Consider the following 14,733-nt stretch of genomic DNA (forward strand, 5'->3'; position numbering starts at 1 on the left):
ATGCCGCCAGCACCAGGGTTGCAGGCTGTTGCAGCCGTCAGGCGTCGACGGTCTCGCGCTCGGCCTCGGCGCGCTTGGAGGCGATCAGCGAGGTCGTGGTCGTGACGACGAGGATGCCGATGATGACGCCCAGGGAGGCCAGCGTGGGGATTTCTGGGACCGAGGACCACGTCATGTGGCCCCAGTGCAGGGCCAGCTTGACGCCGATGAAGCCGAGGATCGCCGCCAGGCCGTAGCTGAGGTGGACCAGCTTGGCCAGGGCGCCCTGGAGCACGAAGTAGAGCGCACGCAGGCCCAGCAGCGCGAAGGCGTTGGTGGCGAAGACGAGGTAGGGGTCACCGGTGATGCCGTAGACCGCGGGGACCGAGTCGATGGCGAAGACCAGATCGGTGGCGAAGACTGCCGCGACGACGAGGGCCAGCGGGGTGAGCGCACGCTTGCCGTTCTGCAGGACGGTCATGCGCGTGCCGTCGTACTCCTCGGTGACAGGCATCAGCTTGCGGGCGAGCTTCACGACACGCATCTCGGAGATGTCGACGTCGTGCTCCTGGCCCCGCATCGCGTCGCGCAGCAGCTTGACGCCGGTGGCGAGCAGGATCAGGCCGAAGACCAGGAAGACCCAGTCGAAGGCGCCCAGCGCCGCGGCACCGAGCGCGATGAAGATGCCCCGCAGGACCAAGGCTCCGACGATGCCGTAGAGCAGCACGCGCTGCTGCAGCACCGCCGGCACGGCGAACGCAGCCAGGAGCAGCATGAACACGAAGAGGTTGTCGACGCTGAGCGTCTTCTCGACGAGGTAGCCGGTGTAGTACTCCACCCCCCGCTCGCTGCCGTGCTGCGACCAGATGTAGCCGCCGAAGGCGAGGGGCAGCGCGACGTAGAACGCCGACCAGGCGAGCGCCTCGCGCATCGAGACCTCGTGGGGCTTGCGCGTGGCGATGAAGTCGACGACGAGCAGGGCGATGACCGCGCCGATGGTGACCGCCCACAGGGTGGGCGTGCCGATGGTGTCGAGCATGAAGGGTTCTCCTCAGACATGGTGTTGCGCCTGAGGTCTCCCCCACCGCCCGAACCGGGCGGCGACCACCCGGGACGCCCGTGGGGGCGTCGTACTGACCAGATGACCTGAGTGGGGTACTCCCCTCGATGCCAACCATAGGACACGTCACCAACAGCACGCCAACCTCGGCGTGACACAGTGACGGTCCTCACAGTGGGGGCTCACAGGAGGACCAATGACCGCTGACCTGTCGCGTCGCGCGCAGGAGCTCCAGCGCGTCCACGACGCGGTGCTCGGCGGCAGCCGGCCACCCTCGCGGCCCCGCCCGCTGGTCGCCCGCTCCTGGTCACGCGTGATGCAGATGGGCCTCGACCCCGACGGCGACAACGCGCGCGACCCGCTGCCGCAGTCCGAGCTGGAGCGCCGACGTCGGGCCTCTCCGCTCGCACCGGTCGTCGACGAGCTTCGGCGGGTGCTGACCAGCGTGGCCGACGCGTCGCAGTTCCTCATGGTGGTGTGCGACGCGGAGGGGGTGATCCTGTGGCGCGAGGGCGCCGCTCGGGTCAGGGTGCGCGCCGACGACCTCGGGTTCTCCGAGGGGGCGGCGTGGACCGAGCGGATCGTCGGCACCAACGCGATCGGCACCGCACTCGCCGAGGCGGCCCCGGTGCAGCTGTTCTCGGCGGAGCACTACGAGCAGAAGCAGCACCCCTGGTATTGCACCGCAGCCCCGCTCCACGACCCTCGGACCGGGGAACTGATCGGGGTCGTCGACGTCAGCGGGCCTGCCCTCACGCTGCACCCGGCGATCGGCGCGCTGGTCGAGAGCGCCGTCCGGCTCGCGGAGGCACAGCTGTGGCGCCACCACGAGGTGCGCCTGGCACGGCTGCGTCGCTCCTCGGAGCACCTGGCCGGGCCGTTCCTCGTCGTGGACGAGCACGGCTGGGTCGCCCACCACAGCGGGATCGCCCGGCGCGACCGGATCGAGGTGCCGGTCGCGCACCGCGCCCTGGCCATCCCCGGGCTGGGAATGTGCCTGCCCGAGCGGATCGGTGACGGCTGGCTCGTGCGACCCACCGAGCTCGACCACACGATCACCGCCCGGCTCGACCTCGCCGGCTCGCCGGGCAACCCGGTGCTCGAGGTGCGCTCGGAACACGAGCCCTGGCGCACGGCACTCACCCCGCGCCACGCCGACCTGCTGGCGCGCCTGGGCGACGCGGGCCGTGCGGGCCTGACCGCCGAGCAGCTCAGCATCGCGATCTTCGGCGACGGCGCCCACGTGGTGACCGTGCGCGCCGAAATCTCCCGACTGCGGCGGGTGGTCGGCGCGCTCGTGTCGACGAACCCCTACCGCCTGGCCGACGGGGTGCAGCTCATGGTGCTGCGCCCGCCGGCGGCGTGATCTCGGCGGGCGCTCGCGGCTCGATCGGCGCGCCGGAGTTGGACTATCAGATCAGGTCACTGCATAATATCTAGTAATTCACTACATCATTTACTTTTACTCGACTTCGTCGGGCCCGGTGCAGGGTCCGAACAGCCGAAAGGTGCACCACATGCGCAAGCTCCTCGTCCTCGGCGTCGTCGGCTTCCTGGCCCAGCTCATCGACGGCTCGCTGGGCATGGCCTACGGCGTCACGTCCTCGACGCTCCTGCTGGCCGCCGGCCTCGCTCCCGCCGCCGCCTCCGCCGCGGTGCACTTCTCCGAGATCGGCACCTCGCTGGTCTCCGGCTTCTCCCACCACAAGCTCGGCAACGTCGACTGGCGCACCGTCTCGATCCTCGCGATCCCCGGCTTCGTCGGCGCCTTCGCGGGCGCGACGTTCCTCGCCAGCCTCGACGGCGACGCGGCCAAGCCGTGGGTGGCCGGCATCCTGCTGAGCCTCGGCCTCTACGTGATCTGGCGCTTCCTGGTGCTGGGCGGTCGCCGCCCCACCTTCAAGAGCCGCCCGTCGGCCCGCATGCTGGCCCCCATGGGCCTCGTCGGCGGCGCGCTCGACGCGATCGGCGGCGGCGGGTGGGGCCCTGTCGGCACCACCACCCTGCTCTCCTCGGGCCGTCTCGAGCCCCGCAAGGTCATCGGCTCCATCGACACCTCGGAATTCGTGGTCGCCGTGGGCGGTTCGCTCGGCTTCCTGATCGCGCTCAGCTCCTCGGGGATCCCGTGGAGCTATGCGCTCGCGCTGCTCGCCGGTGGTGTCGTCGCCGCCCCGATCGCGGCGTGGCTGGTCAAGAAGCTCGCCGCCCGGGTGCTCGGTGTCGCGGCTGGGGGCCTGATCGTTGTCACCAACTCCAAGACCATCGCCGAGACCCTCGGCGCCACGGGCTGGACCGTGGCCGCCGTCGTCGCCACCCTGGCCGTCCTGTGGATCACCGGCATCGCGTGGGCCGTGCGCCAGGAACGCCGCTCCCGTGGTGACGTCACCGAGCCCGCGGCGTCGTACGCCGGGGTCTGACGCTCAGCAGAACAGGATCAGCACGCACCCGTCGCCTCCACCCACGGGGGTGACGGCGGGGGTGATGTCGCGGACGCTGGGCGCGAAGAACCGGCCCAGCGTGCCGGAGCGGGTGGCGCTGATGTGGAAGTCGTCGTAGAAGGTGAAGACGCCGTCGATCTTGCCGCGGCAGGTCTGCCTCGAGCACAGCGCGTCGTTGACCTCGATGTAGCGCGGCGAACCGGCGAGGGGCCTCATCACGTTGCGGACGTATCTCCTGTTGGCCGCCTCCTTGGGCACGGCTCGGCTGCGCGGAAGGGTGCACACGTAGGGGTTGCGGCCCTTCGTGCAGGTGGCCGTCTCGGGGACGGTCAGCGTCTGACCGACGACGTCGACGTCGACGCGGGACTGACCCAACGTGCGGAACAGGCGCGGGGTGTCGGTCCTCACGTCGTTGGCGATGCGCGCTCGGTAGCTCTCGTCGGGCTTGGAGCCCTTGCGGATCTCCTCCAGGTAGTAGTGCCAGGCGCCACCCAGGATCACCTTGACCGGCGCGACCTGCTGCTGCTCCTGGACGAAGCGCAGGGCCATGTCGTTGTTGAGGTCGCAGTCGGACGCCTTGGCGCGCTTGGCACGGGTGTCGATGTCGGCGTCCAACGGCGCACAGCCGCCGAGGACGTAGGCCACGAAGTTGATGTCGCGGTCACCGAGCGCCGCACGGATCGCCGGGATCATCTCCCAGGCGTGCGAGTCGCCCCAGAGGACCAGCGTGGGCCGGGAACCGTCGTAGTCGTTCATCTCGCACCGCGTCGGGGTCTGCGGGATGAGGTCCTTGCGCGCCACGCACGAGCTGGGCATCGACGGGTAGTCGGTGCGGGGGTTCTTGGCCCGCTCGGGCGAGGCGCTGGCACTGGTGGACCCGGTCACCGTGAGCCCGACGAGGGCGACAGCGAGGACGAGCAGTGCACGGATCAGGACGGTCATGCCCAGACAACGAACTTCTAGCCGATCCGTTCCGCGTAGGTCGTCGCGGCGGTGTAGACCGCGTCCACGTAGACCTGGGCGTGGTTGTAGGAGTAGATGCTGCCGGCCCAGCCGGAGCCGGTGGTGAGGTCCTGACCGTCGGCGCAGAGGTAGCGCGTGGCGGCCCAGGCGGCGTCATCGATGTCATTGGGGTCGGCCACCTCGTCACCGTCCCCGTCGGAGGACCAGGTCTCCCAGGTCGAGGGGATGAACTGCATCTGGCCCACGGCGTGATCCCACTCCGGGTCGCCGTGCCAGGTGGTCGACTCCGACGTCGCCCGGATCGCCGCGACCGGGCCCACCCCGTCGAGGGCCGGGCCGAGCACGCGGCTCGAGGAGGTCCCGTCGGCGCGCAGGGTGCGACCGCCGATCGTGCCGTGCTGCGACTCGACCCACCCGATGCCGGCCAACGTCGTCCAGCCCAGGCCGCACGAGCCTGGCGCTCGGAGCGTGGCGCGCGCATAGGCAAGGAGCGCCGGTCCGGGGATGCCCGTGCGGGCTGCGGTGTCGCTGACCCACGCCGGGTCGACGACCGGGACGCTGCTCACGGGCGCAGCCGCCGCGGTGGCGGGTGGCGGGGCTGTCGGCGGGGCTGCGGTCGGGGTGAGGTCGAGCACCTGGTCGCGCGGGTAGAGCAGCTGCTGGAGCAGGAAGATCGCGGCCGAGACCGCCACCAGGGCAAGCACGAACGACGCGGCACTGCGGAAGGGGCGTTGCATCAGGAGGGGCTCACAGCAGGCTGTCGACCGTCGGCTTGAAGTAGTTCTTCAGGGAGCGGGACATGCTCGCACTGAGGTGGTCGTCGTCGAAGAAGGCGATGGTGCCGTCGATCTCGGCACGGCAGTAGACGTCGTCGCAGATCGTCTTGTTGACGTCGATCAGGCGGGGCTTCCCGGCGAGGCGGCCCATCTGGCCGGCCAGCCAGAAGCGGGTCGAGGCCTCGCTCCGGACGATCTCGGCGGCGACCGAGTCGCAGGAGTAGGGCCGGGGTCCGGAGAGGCAGAGCGGAGCGCTGCGGGGCAGCTCGGCGGTCGGCGCGATGACGTCGACGGGCACGCCGAGGCCGCCCAGCGTCCGGAAGACCCGCGGGGTGCCCTTCTCGAAGAGCGGGAGGATGCTGTCGAGGTAGCGGGGCTGGCCCAGCTCCGTGGCCCGGCGGGTCATCAGCGAGCCCGGCTCGACCCCGCGGTAGATCTCCCAGCTGGCGCCGAGCACGACGTGGACGGAGCGGCCACGGTCGACGAGGTCGGTGACGTAGTCGAGCGCCAGCTCGTTGTTGACCACGCAGTCGAGGGGCCGGGCGCGGGCGCGGGCCGACCGGTCGGGGTCCATCGGCGGGCACGAGCCCATGACGAAGGCCACCAGGTTGACGTCCCGGTTGGCGATCGCGGCCCGGGCCGCCGGGATCATCATCCAGGCGTGGGAGTCGCCCCAGAGCACGACGGTGGGTCGGTCGGCGTCGAAGGCGGTGAGGTTGCAGGCGCCGGGTCGCTGCGGGATGAGGTCCTCGCGCTTCACGCACACCGGCGGCATCAACGGGTAGTCGTCGAGCTGGGCCTGGACCTGCGTCCACTTGTCGGAGGTGGCCTGGTCGCGCGCCACCGCCAGCGCCCCGCCGCCGAGGGCGGCGACGAGTCCCATCGCGGTGACCCCGATGAGGATCGCGTTGCGGGGCTTGAAGCTGATCGACGGTGTGGAGCCGCCGCCACGGGCGTAGAAGACGCCCTCGACGTAGCGGTAGCTGAGCAGCGCGATGCCGAGCGCCAGCAGCACCAGCCCGATGCGGATGGCCAGCGGCGGCGGGGCCAGGTTGACCGACTCACCGATCACCAGCAGCGGCCAGTGCCAGAGGTACCAGCCGTAGGAGACCAGGCCCAGGCCCACGAACGGCGGGAACTTCAGCACCTTCGTCGCCAGGGTCTCGGAGCCGCAGCCGGCCCACACCAGGGCGATCGCCGCGGCGCAGGGCACCAGGGCGGTGGTGTTGGGGTAGCCGATGGTGGAGAGCGGGAAGATCACGGCGTAGACGACGATCGCGAGCCCGACGACCCCGAGGATCTCGCGGAACCAGCGCGGCAGGGTCACCTTGGCCACGATCAGCGAGAGCGCGACCCCGAGCAGGAACTCGTAGGCCCGTGACATCGGCAGGTAGTAGGCGGCCTGGGGGCTGGACTCTGCCCACGACACGGCGAGGTAGACCGAGCCGACGGTGAGGCCGAGGCAGGCGACCAGCAGGATCCGACGTACGTCGAAGCGCAGCAGCCGCGAGAGCAGCAGCGCCAGGATCAGCAGGACCGGGAGGATCAGGTAGAACTGCTCCTCCACCGAGAGCGACCAGGTGTGCAGCAGCACCCCGGTGCCGGGCTGGTGGGCGAAGTACTCCACCTCACCGGAGATCTGCCAGAAGAAGATGTTGGAGACGAAGCCGGCAGCAGCAGCCACCGAGCGGGCGGTCTCCTGCTGCGCGCCGACCGGGGTGAGCAGGAAGTAGCTCAGGATGAGCACGCCGAGCAGCATCGTGATCTTGGCGGGGATCAGCCGCCGGGCCCGCCGGGCGTAGAAGGCGCCCCACTTGATCGTGCCGGTCCGGTCGTACTCGTTGAGCAGCAGGTTGGCGATGACGAAGCCGGACAGCACGAAGAACAGGTCGAGCCCGATGAACGTGCCCTCGAAGCCCGGCACGTTGGCGTGGTAGCCCATGACCCCGATCGCCGCGGCGCCGCGGATCCCGTCGATGTCGGGGCGGTAGTTCAACCGGGTGCGCTTGGGAGCGTCGACGGCTTCAGCCGTCGCCTGACTCACCTGCTGCTCCCCATGGCGCCCACCCGCAAAGTATGCGAGGTCGCGCCTAGCCGCGTGCGTGAAAGCCGGGATGCGGTCACATCGCGACGTTGGTGGCCTAGGGTCCGAGCATGCCGCAGCGCGAGGATTCCCGGGGGCAACGGCGCAATCCCTTCGGCTCCCGCCTCCTCGGCGCGGTGGACCAGTCCGCCCGCGCCCTGCGCATCCGGGTCCAGGTCCTGCTGACCCTGCTGCTGGTCACGACGAACCTGATCGGCGCCGGGCTGGTCCTGCTCATCTCCTCCTTCATGGTCCCCGCGCCCCGGCCGAGCGGGGCCACGGTCGTCGCGCTGGCCATCGCCGTGCCGGTCTACGTCGCGGTCGCCGTGGTCGTCGGCGCATCGGTGGGTACGGCGACCACGCTGCGGGCCCTGCGCTGGGCGACCGCGGGCCGGTCGCCCGACGACGGGGATCGTCGGACGGCCCTGCGGGTGCCGTTGCGCCTGACCCAGATGCAGGCGCTGCTGTGGCTGGGGGCGACCGTGCTCTTCACACTGCTGGCCGTGGTCATCCAGCCGGGACGGGCGGTCGCGACGGGCCTGACGGTCGGCATCGCCGGACTGATCGTGTCGGGCGTCGCCTACCTGCTCGCGGAGTTCACCCTGCGACCGATCTCGGCGCGCGCGCTGGCCGACGAGCGGGTGAGCACGCGCCCGCGCGGAGCCGGCGTGGGAGCCCGGATGGTGATCTTCTGGGTGCTGGGCACCGCGACCCCGGTCATCGGGCTCGCGATCGCGGCGATCCTCGCGCTCGTCGACGACCAGACCTCGCTGGAGCGCCTGGCGGTCATCACCTTGGTGCTGTGCGGGGTGGTGCTGAGCTTCGGCCTGCTCATCACCACCCTCAACGCCCGCTCGGTCGTCGCGCCGATCGTGTCGGTGCGCGACGCGCTCCTCGACGTCGAGCAGGGGCGCTTCGACCGCGAGGTCGTGGTCTACGACGGCACCGAGCTGGGGATGCTGCAGAGCGGTTTCAACCAGATGGTCCAGGGGCTGCGCGAGCGCGAGCACCTCCGCGACGTCTTCGGTCGCCACGTCGGTCGGGACGTGGCCGAGGCCGCCTCCTCGGGCCTGGTCGAGCTCGGCGGCGAGACGCGCGTGGTGTCGGTCGTCTTCGTCGACCTGGTGGGCTCCACGACCTACGCCAGCGAGCACTCCCCGGCCGAGGTCGTCGCCGTGCTCAACCGATTCTTCGGCGTGGTGGTCGACGAGGTCGACCGGCACCACGGGCTGGTCAACAAGTTCATCGGCGACGCCGTGCTGGCCATCTTCGGCGCCCCTGTCGTGCTGCCCGACCATGCCGGCTCGGCCCTCGCCGCCGCCCGGGCCATGGCCGAACGGCTGGCCGTGGAGGTCCCGGAGATCGGCGCCGGCATCGGTGTCGCCACCGGCGAGGTGGTGGCCGGCAACGTCGGGCACCACGAGCGCTTCGAATACACCGTCATCGGCGACGCGGTGAACTCCGCATCGCGACTCACCGACCTGGCCAAGGACGTCGAGGGCCGGCTGCTGGTCTCCTGGCAGAGCGTCGAGGCGGCCGGGGAGGACGAGGCGCGGCGGTGGCGGCGCGAGGGCAGCACGGTGCTGCGCGGACGCGCGGAGGCCACCGACCTCGCCGTACCTGGCTGAAAGCCCTCCGCGACGGCGGCCCCGATGACATGCTGGCCCGCAAGGGAGCCGCGGGGCCGCGGCCCGGAACTGGGGGAGCCATGGCGTCCGTGCTGGTCGCTGACGACGACCCCGACATCTGCTTCCTGCTCGAGCTGCACCTGACCAAGTCCGGCCACGACGTCGTCGCGGTCGCCAACGGCGCACAGGCGCTCGAGAAGTATGCGGAGCACGACTTCGACGTCGCCGTCCTCGACGTGTCGATGCCCGACAAGTCCGGGCTCGACGTCATCCGCGAGGTCCGCGCCGGCACCCGGCACCCGGACATGCCGATCGTCCTGCTCACCGCGCTGGCCCACCCCACCGACCGCGAGCGCGGTCTGGTGGCCGGGGCTGACGACTACGTCACGAAGCCCTTCAGCCTCAAGGGACTCGTCGTCCTCGTCGACCGGCTGCTGGCTGACGCCGCCGCCCGTGCTGGCTGACCCGCACCGACGCCATCAGCCGGTCGGGATGATCCGGCGGCGAGCAAGGTCACCGAAGACCTCGAGGAACATCGCTCGGGAGTCGACATGGCGCTGGAAACCGAGGCGGCGAGCCTTGGAGCCATCGGCGAAGACGTCGTAGTCCCACGCGAAGACGAAGTCACCGAAGATCCAGGAGGAGACAGCGGAGAACGGCGTCGGCTGGAGCTGGTGCTCGGCGACGATCTCGTCCCACAGCGCCTCTTTGTCCGCCATCGCCACCTCCAGCGACATCGGCAGAGGTGCAGCGGTGTCGATGCCGAAGTGGGCGGCGAGGACGGGCCACATCTCGTCCCAGCGGAAGAGGTCGCCGTTGTTGATGTTGAAGGCCTGGTTGGCACACTCCGGGGTCGTCGCCGCCCAGACGGTCGCTTCGGCGAGGAGTCCGGCGTCGGTCATCTCGATCAGGCTCGTCCAGGCGCCAGGCTTGCCAGGGAACCGCAGCGGGATCCCGAGGCGCTTGCAGAACGTCGCGTAGACGGCGATCACGAGGGCGAGGTTCATCGGGTTGCCCAGACCGAAGCCGACGACGACCGAGGGGCGGATCGCCGACCACGTCCAGCTCTTGCCTCGCTGTGCGTCTTCCAGGAACTGCTGTTGGTCGACATTGAACTCGGGCGGCAGGTGGGGTGGGTCGCTCTCCCGCGCAGGTGTCTTGAAGGGCCCGAGATGAGCCCCGTAGACCTTGTAGCCCTGCATCAGGCTGACGTGCTCCAGCCCCGGGGCGACGGCCTCGACGGCGCGCACGGTGTTGACGAGCATCGCGAGATTCGGCCCGACCAGCTCTGCCCAGGTGGGCCGGTCCTGGTAGGCCGCGTAGAAGATGTGGGTGACCTCGGCAAGGCTCCCGAGCTTGTCGTGGGTCTCGACCTCGTCGAGGAGGTCGACGGAGAGGTGTCGGACATGGTCGCCATCCGTCCCACCTCGACGCGACAGTCCGATCACGTCCCAGGTGCCGTCGCTGAGGAGGTGCTCGACCAGGTTTCCGCCGATCACCCCTGCCGCGCCGACGACGAGTGCCACGTTGCATCTGGCTACCACCGGTTACTCCCATCGTAATATCGCGAAGTTGCGATGCCTTAGTGAAGCACACACATCGCGAACTCACGATGCCCCCGGTAGGCTGGCGTCATGCCGACAGCGACTGAGGACCCGCAGTCCGAGGAGCTCGCGCGCGCATTCAAGGCGTTGTCGAACCCGATGCGAGTGCGCATCCTGCACTGGCTGAAGGATCCGGGCAGCTTCCCTCCCCAGTCGGAACCGGCCGAAGAGGTCGGGGTGTGCCTCAAGCACATCCAGGCCCGAGCTGGGGTGTCTCAGTCGACTGCGTCGCAATACATGGCAACCCTTCAGGACGCGGGACTCGTCACGAGTCAGCGCATCGGTGCCTGGACGCACTACCGTCGCGTCGAGGACCGCATCGCACGACTGGCCGAGGAGCTGGCAGCCACCGTCTGACCCGGCTCACCAGCGGTCGTGGACCGCCGGGCGGATCCGCGCGTCGTAGAGGTCCTGCACCCCGGCCAGGAAGTCCTCACCGAGCGTCGCCACGTCGCCGGCCGCGGCGTTGGCCCGCGCCTGCTCGGTGTTGCGGGCGCCGGGGATGACGGTCGTGACGCCGGGCTGCTGCCAGATCCAGGCGATCGCGGCCTGGGCAGGCGTGACGCCCTCGGGAGCCTCGGTGGCCACGAGCCGGCTGAAGTCCTGCGCCGCCTGGACACCGGTCTCGAAGTCGACGCCCGAGAAGGTCTCACCGACGTCGAAGGCGCTGCCATCGCGGTTGTAGGTGCGGTGGTCGTCGGGGGCGAACGTCGTGTCGCGGTCGTAGCGGCCGGAGAGCAGGCCCGAGGCCAGGGGCACGCGCGCGATGATGCCGACCCCGGCGGCCCGCGCAGCCGGCAGCACCTCGTCGAGAGGCTTGAGCCGGAAGGCGTTGAGGATGACCTGGACCGACGCGACGTTCGGGCGGGCGATGGCGCTGAGTGCCTGGGCGGCCGTCTCGACACTGACGCCGTAGGCGGCGATCGAGCCGTCCTCGACCAGGGCGTCGAGGGCGTCGTAGGTGCGGTCGTCGTCGATCGTGGCCGACGGCGGGCAGTGCAGCTGCACGAGGTCGACGGTGTCGACGCCGAGGTTGGTGCGTGAGCGGTCGATCCACTCGCGGAAGTGGGCCGCCACGTAGTTCTCCGGCACCTGCTCGGCCCGACGCCCCATCTTGGTCGCGACCGTGAAGCCCGCCGCCGGGTGGGCGGCGAGGAAGCGGCCGACGATCTGCTCGCTGCGGCCGTCGCCGTAGACGTCGGCGGTGTCGTAGAACCTCACGCCCCGCTCGGCCGAGGCCTCCAGCACGTCGCGGGCGTCGCTCTCCGACACCTCGCCCCAGTCGGCGCCGAGCTGCCAGGTGCCGAGACCGACCACGGACGCGTGCTGCTCCCTGGTCCCGCGGGTGGATGTCACCAGTGTTCGCTGCTCCATGGGCCCGACCCTAGGAGGTCGGACCTACTCGAGCACCGCCAAGGTGACGCCCAGCCCGATCATCATCGTGCCGCCGGCCGCGCCGAGGGTGTCGAGCCGCTCGGGGCGCCGCGCGAACCAGTCGCGTGCCTTGCTCGCGGCCAGGGCCCACATGCTGTCGGAGGCGACCGCGAGGAGGCAGAACACGAGTCCCAGGAGGACGACCTGGACGCCGGTGCTGCCGGCTGCCTCGTCGACGAAGTGGGGCAGGAACGCCACGAAGAACACCAGGGTCTTGGGGTTGGTCAGCCCGACGATCGCGCCGATCCGCAGCGACCGGGTCGCCGTGGCCCTGGCGCGGACCTCGTGGGTGGTGATCGCCCCGCTCTCGAGCCCGACGAGCGCTGCTCGGGCGTCGCCGCGGTGTCGGATCGACTGCACGCCCAGCCACACGACGTACGCCGCACCGGCGAGCTTGAGGACGGTGTAGGCCGTCGCGCTGGCGGCCACGATCGCGCCGAGGCCGAGAGCGATCAGGACGATCTGCACCAGGATGCCGAGCCCGTTGCCGACCACCGAGAGGAGCGCCTCGCGACGCCCGACGGTCAGCGCGCGGCCGATCGTGAAGAGCAGGCTGGGCCCCGGGACCTGGATGAACAGCACGCTCGCCACGACGAACGTCACCCAGCGCTCCATCTCAGGAGACCGTCGTGGCGTCGCTGCGCGGCACGACCAGGATCTTGGCGTGCTGCTCGGGGTCGCCGAGTGCGGTGAAGGCGGCATCGACGCCCCCGAGGCCGACGGTGCCGGTGATCAGGGGGGTCGGGTCGACGGTCCCCTCGCCGAGCAGCTGGAGCGCGTCGTGGAACTCGCGGGGTGTGTAGCCCAGCACGAAACGCAGGTCGATCTCCTTGTTGATGGCGATCGCGGGGCGGAGCTGGTCGGCGCCCATGCAGACCCCGACCACGACGACGCGGGAGTAGAGCGGTGCGGCAGCCACGATCTGGCCGATGATCCCCGGCACGCCGACGCACTCGAAGACCACGGGGCCGGACGGGTTGGCTCCGGCCGCCTCGGCGGCCTGCATGACCTTCGACCAGGGCAGCATCGGCACGGCGCGCAGCTTCTCCATCGTGCCGACGGCGAGCTCGAAGAGTCCCGCGGCGGTGATGAAGCGTCCCTCGAAGCAGGTGTAGGGCGACTCGACGGCCGGGTCCACGACGACGTCGGCACCCACGGTGGTGGCGAGCGCACGACGGCCGGCGGAGAAGTCGCTGGCGACCACGGTGCGCACGCCGGTCGCCTTGAGCATGGCGATCACGGCGAGGCCGATCGGGCCGCAGCCGATGACGAACGCGACCTGACGCTTGCCCACCTGCCCCCGTCGTACGGCGTGGAGGGCGACCGCCATCGGCTCCGTCAGCGCTGCGGCGTGGGGGTCCAGGCCGTTGGGGACGGCGAAGGTCAGGGCGTCCTGGACGACGACCTGCTCGGCGTAGGCGCCAGGGGCCAGGGTCGAGAGGCCGGTCGTGTGGACGCCACCGGCGTTGCGCAGCAGGGGCATCGCGACGACCGGGGTGCCAGGCTTGAAGCGCCGGCGGGTCCGGGGGCCGTGGTCGACGACCTCGCCGCAGAACTCGTGGCCCATCACGACCGACTCGTCGGAGCGCATGAACGCGTCGTAGCCGGACTCGGCGGCGTCCTGCGCCATGTCGTCGCAGTGGTGCCGGGCGTGCAGGTCGGAGCCGCAGATGCCGCAGGCCAGGACGTCGAGCAGCACCTGCCCGCGCGCCGGCTCCGGGTCGGGCACGTCGGCGACGTCGAGGACGCCGCCCTGGCAGGTCACAGCCTTCACCCGCGTGAGGTTACCGGTGCGATGATGTCGAGGTGACCGATCCCGATCCGTCCCGCACTGCGGATCTCACCGGCCTCTTCGGTCGGTTCAGCGGGGCGGTGACCGGGCGGGTGGTCGGTGCCATCGATCCCGACCTCGTGCTCGACCAGGTCGACGTCAACGCCCTGCTCGACCGCGTGGACGTGGACCGGCTCCTCGACCGGGTCGACATCGACCGGCTCCTCGAGCGCGCCGACATCGACGCCCTCGTACGCCGCTCCGGCGTCCCCGACATCGTCGCCGAGAGCACCGGGCGTTTCGCCGGCACGGCGCTCGACACCGCCCGGCGCCAGCTCGTCGTCGTCGACGTCCTCGTCGCCCGCGTCATCGACTCGCTCCTGCGTCGGCGGCGCTCGGCCTGGGGCCAGTCGCCCTCGTCGCTCGGCGCCACCGCGCCCGTGGTGAGCCGGGACGGCCGGCTGGACGTGACCGGCCGCTACGCAGGCCCCGTCACCCGCCTCGCCGCCGCGGCGGCTGACGTCTGGCTGCTCGCGACCTCCGGCACGCTGGCGCTGGCCGGCCTGGACTTCCTCTCGCGCACGCTCTTCGATACCGCCATCACCGTCGACCTCTCGACGCAGCCGTGGTGGCTGGCCCTCGCCGCGCTCGGTGGCTTCGGCTATGTGTTCCTCAGCCTCGAGGTGGCCGGCCGGACGCCCGGCATGACGCTCGTCGGCCTCCGCGTCGTACGACGTGACGGCGCGCCGCTGGGCGCCTGGGGGTCGCTGGTGCGCACCGCCATGCTGCCGGTGAGCGGGGCGCTGCTGGGGCTCGGCTACGCCCTCGCCCTGGTCCACCCCGACCGGCGCGCACTGCACGACCTCGTTGCCGGCTCGGCCGTGGTCCACGACTGGACGCCTCGCCGCGTCGAGCTGCCGCCGGCCGTGTCGGCGTCGATCATCGAGGGGTCGGGACCGAAGTCCCTGGCGGAGCCTCTGCCACGCTGAGAGCCTGG

14 protein-coding genes are annotated in these 14,733 nt (G+C 70.9%); 6 read left to right on the forward strand and 8 right to left on the reverse strand.

Annotated elements, in window-relative coordinates:
• Positions 1–37: 37 nt before the first annotated feature.
• Positions 38–1,018 (reverse strand): TerC family protein, encoded by a 981-nt coding sequence (locus tag BM204_RS05500; protein ID WP_091111064.1) that lies wholly within the window; start codon positions 1,016–1,018, stop codon positions 38–40.
• A gap of 217 nt (positions 1,019–1,235) precedes the next feature.
• Here BM204_RS05500 and BM204_RS05505 point away from each other — a divergent pair, with 217 nt between their 5' ends.
• On the forward strand, positions 1,236–2,405 hold the full coding sequence (locus BM204_RS05505; protein ID WP_091111066.1) for a GAF domain-containing protein: 1,170 nt from the start codon (positions 1,236–1,238) through the stop codon (positions 2,403–2,405).
• A gap of 151 nt (positions 2,406–2,556) precedes the next feature.
• The gene (locus tag BM204_RS05510) at positions 2,557–3,456 is read left to right on the forward strand and encodes a sulfite exporter TauE/SafE family protein (RefSeq protein ID WP_091111068.1); all 900 of its coding nucleotides are present in this window, start codon (positions 2,557–2,559) and stop codon (positions 3,454–3,456) included.
• 3 nt (positions 3,457–3,459) lie between these two features.
• Here the strand turns inward: BM204_RS05510 and BM204_RS05515 are convergent, their stop codons facing one another.
• From BM204_RS05515 to BM204_RS05525, 3 genes are read right to left on the reverse strand one after another with little or no spacing between them, the layout of a single operon-like run.
• On the reverse strand, positions 3,460–4,419 hold the full coding sequence (locus BM204_RS05515; RefSeq protein ID WP_091111069.1) for an SGNH hydrolase domain-containing protein: 960 nt from the start codon (positions 4,417–4,419) through the stop codon (positions 3,460–3,462).
• A 17-nt stretch (positions 4,420–4,436) separates the two neighbouring features.
• Entirely contained in the window at positions 4,437–5,177 is a 741-nt protein-coding gene (locus BM204_RS05520) for a lytic transglycosylase domain-containing protein (protein WP_091111071.1), read from the reverse strand.
• A gap of 10 nt (positions 5,178–5,187) precedes the next feature.
• Complete coding sequence (locus BM204_RS05525; RefSeq protein WP_091111072.1) at positions 5,188–7,260, reverse strand: acyltransferase family protein; 2,073 nt, start codon at positions 7,258–7,260, stop codon at positions 5,188–5,190.
• A gap of 110 nt (positions 7,261–7,370) precedes the next feature.
• On the opposite strand from BM204_RS05525, the gene BM204_RS05530 reads away from it, so the two are divergent.
• Both BM204_RS05530 and BM204_RS05535 read left to right on the forward strand, forming a co-directional pair.
• Entirely contained in the window at positions 7,371–8,927 is a 1,557-nt protein-coding gene (locus BM204_RS05530) for an adenylate/guanylate cyclase domain-containing protein (RefSeq protein WP_091111074.1), read from the forward strand.
• Positions 8,928–9,007: 80 nt separating this feature from the next.
• On the forward strand, positions 9,008–9,391 hold the full coding sequence (locus BM204_RS05535) for a response regulator transcription factor (RefSeq protein ID WP_091111076.1): 384 nt from the start codon (positions 9,008–9,010) through the stop codon (positions 9,389–9,391).
• Positions 9,392–9,406: 15 nt separating this feature from the next.
• Here the strand turns inward: BM204_RS05535 and BM204_RS05540 are convergent, their stop codons facing one another.
• Entirely contained in the window at positions 9,407–10,453 is a 1,047-nt protein-coding gene (locus BM204_RS05540; RefSeq protein WP_246166066.1) for an SDR family oxidoreductase, read from the reverse strand.
• Positions 10,454–10,561: 108 nt separating this feature from the next.
• Between BM204_RS05540 and BM204_RS05545 the strand changes: the two genes are divergently transcribed.
• The gene (locus tag BM204_RS05545) at positions 10,562–10,888 is read left to right on the forward strand and encodes an ArsR/SmtB family transcription factor (RefSeq protein ID WP_091111079.1); all 327 of its coding nucleotides are present in this window, start codon (positions 10,562–10,564) and stop codon (positions 10,886–10,888) included.
• A gap of 6 nt (positions 10,889–10,894) precedes the next feature.
• Here the strand turns inward: BM204_RS05545 and BM204_RS05550 are convergent, their stop codons facing one another.
• From BM204_RS05550 to BM204_RS05560, 3 genes are read right to left on the reverse strand one after another with little or no spacing between them, the layout of a single operon-like run.
• Positions 10,895–11,905 (reverse strand): aldo/keto reductase, encoded by a 1,011-nt coding sequence (locus tag BM204_RS05550; protein WP_091111081.1) that lies wholly within the window; start codon positions 11,903–11,905, stop codon positions 10,895–10,897.
• 24 nt (positions 11,906–11,929) lie between these two features.
• Positions 11,930–12,580 carry a LysE family translocator gene (locus tag BM204_RS05555; protein WP_091111083.1) on the reverse strand — a complete coding sequence of 217 codons (651 nt, stop codon included), beginning with the start codon at positions 12,578–12,580 and terminating at the stop codon, positions 11,930–11,932.
• Between the two features lies 1 nt (position 12,581).
• A complete protein-coding gene (locus BM204_RS05560; protein ID WP_091111084.1) occupies positions 12,582–13,739 on the reverse strand; it encodes a zinc-binding dehydrogenase in 1,158 nt (385 codons plus the stop codon).
• Positions 13,740–13,771: 32 nt separating this feature from the next.
• On the opposite strand from BM204_RS05560, the gene BM204_RS05565 reads away from it, so the two are divergent.
• Positions 13,772–14,725, forward strand: coding sequence for an RDD family protein (locus BM204_RS05565; protein WP_091111086.1), 954 nt, complete (start codon positions 13,772–13,774; stop codon positions 14,723–14,725).
• The last annotated feature ends 8 nt before the right edge of the window (positions 14,726–14,733 follow it).

It is taken from the genome of Nocardioides psychrotolerans, from assembly GCF_900113685.1.
Taxonomy (GTDB): Bacteria; Actinomycetota; Actinomycetes; order Propionibacteriales; family Nocardioidaceae; genus Nocardioides; species Nocardioides psychrotolerans.

Excerpts from the sequence above, each read along its gene's own strand:
- BM204_RS05550 (WP_091111081.1), bottom strand. The coding sequence starts at position 11,905 with ATGGAGCAGCGAACACTGGTGACATCCACCCGCGGGACCAGGGAGCAG.
- BM204_RS05505 (WP_091111066.1), top strand. The coding sequence starts at position 1,236 with ATGACCGCTGACCTGTCGCGTCGCGCGCAGGAGCTCCAGCGCGTCCAC.
- BM204_RS05500 (WP_091111064.1), bottom strand. The coding sequence starts at position 1,018 with ATGCTCGACACCATCGGCACGCCCACCCTGTGGGCGGTCACCATCGGC.
- BM204_RS05545 (WP_091111079.1), top strand. The coding sequence starts at position 10,562 with ATGCCGACAGCGACTGAGGACCCGCAGTCCGAGGAGCTCGCGCGCGCA.
- BM204_RS05530 (WP_091111074.1), top strand. The coding sequence starts at position 7,371 with ATGCCGCAGCGCGAGGATTCCCGGGGGCAACGGCGCAATCCCTTCGGC.
- BM204_RS05555 (WP_091111083.1), bottom strand. The coding sequence starts at position 12,580 with ATGGAGCGCTGGGTGACGTTCGTCGTGGCGAGCGTGCTGTTCATCCAG.
- BM204_RS05520 (WP_091111071.1), bottom strand. The coding sequence starts at position 5,177 with ATGCAACGCCCCTTCCGCAGTGCCGCGTCGTTCGTGCTTGCCCTGGTG.
- BM204_RS05535 (WP_091111076.1), top strand. The coding sequence starts at position 9,008 with ATGGCGTCCGTGCTGGTCGCTGACGACGACCCCGACATCTGCTTCCTG.
- BM204_RS05515 (WP_091111069.1), bottom strand. The coding sequence starts at position 4,419 with ATGACCGTCCTGATCCGTGCACTGCTCGTCCTCGCTGTCGCCCTCGTC.
- BM204_RS05510 (WP_091111068.1), top strand. The coding sequence starts at position 2,557 with ATGCGCAAGCTCCTCGTCCTCGGCGTCGTCGGCTTCCTGGCCCAGCTC.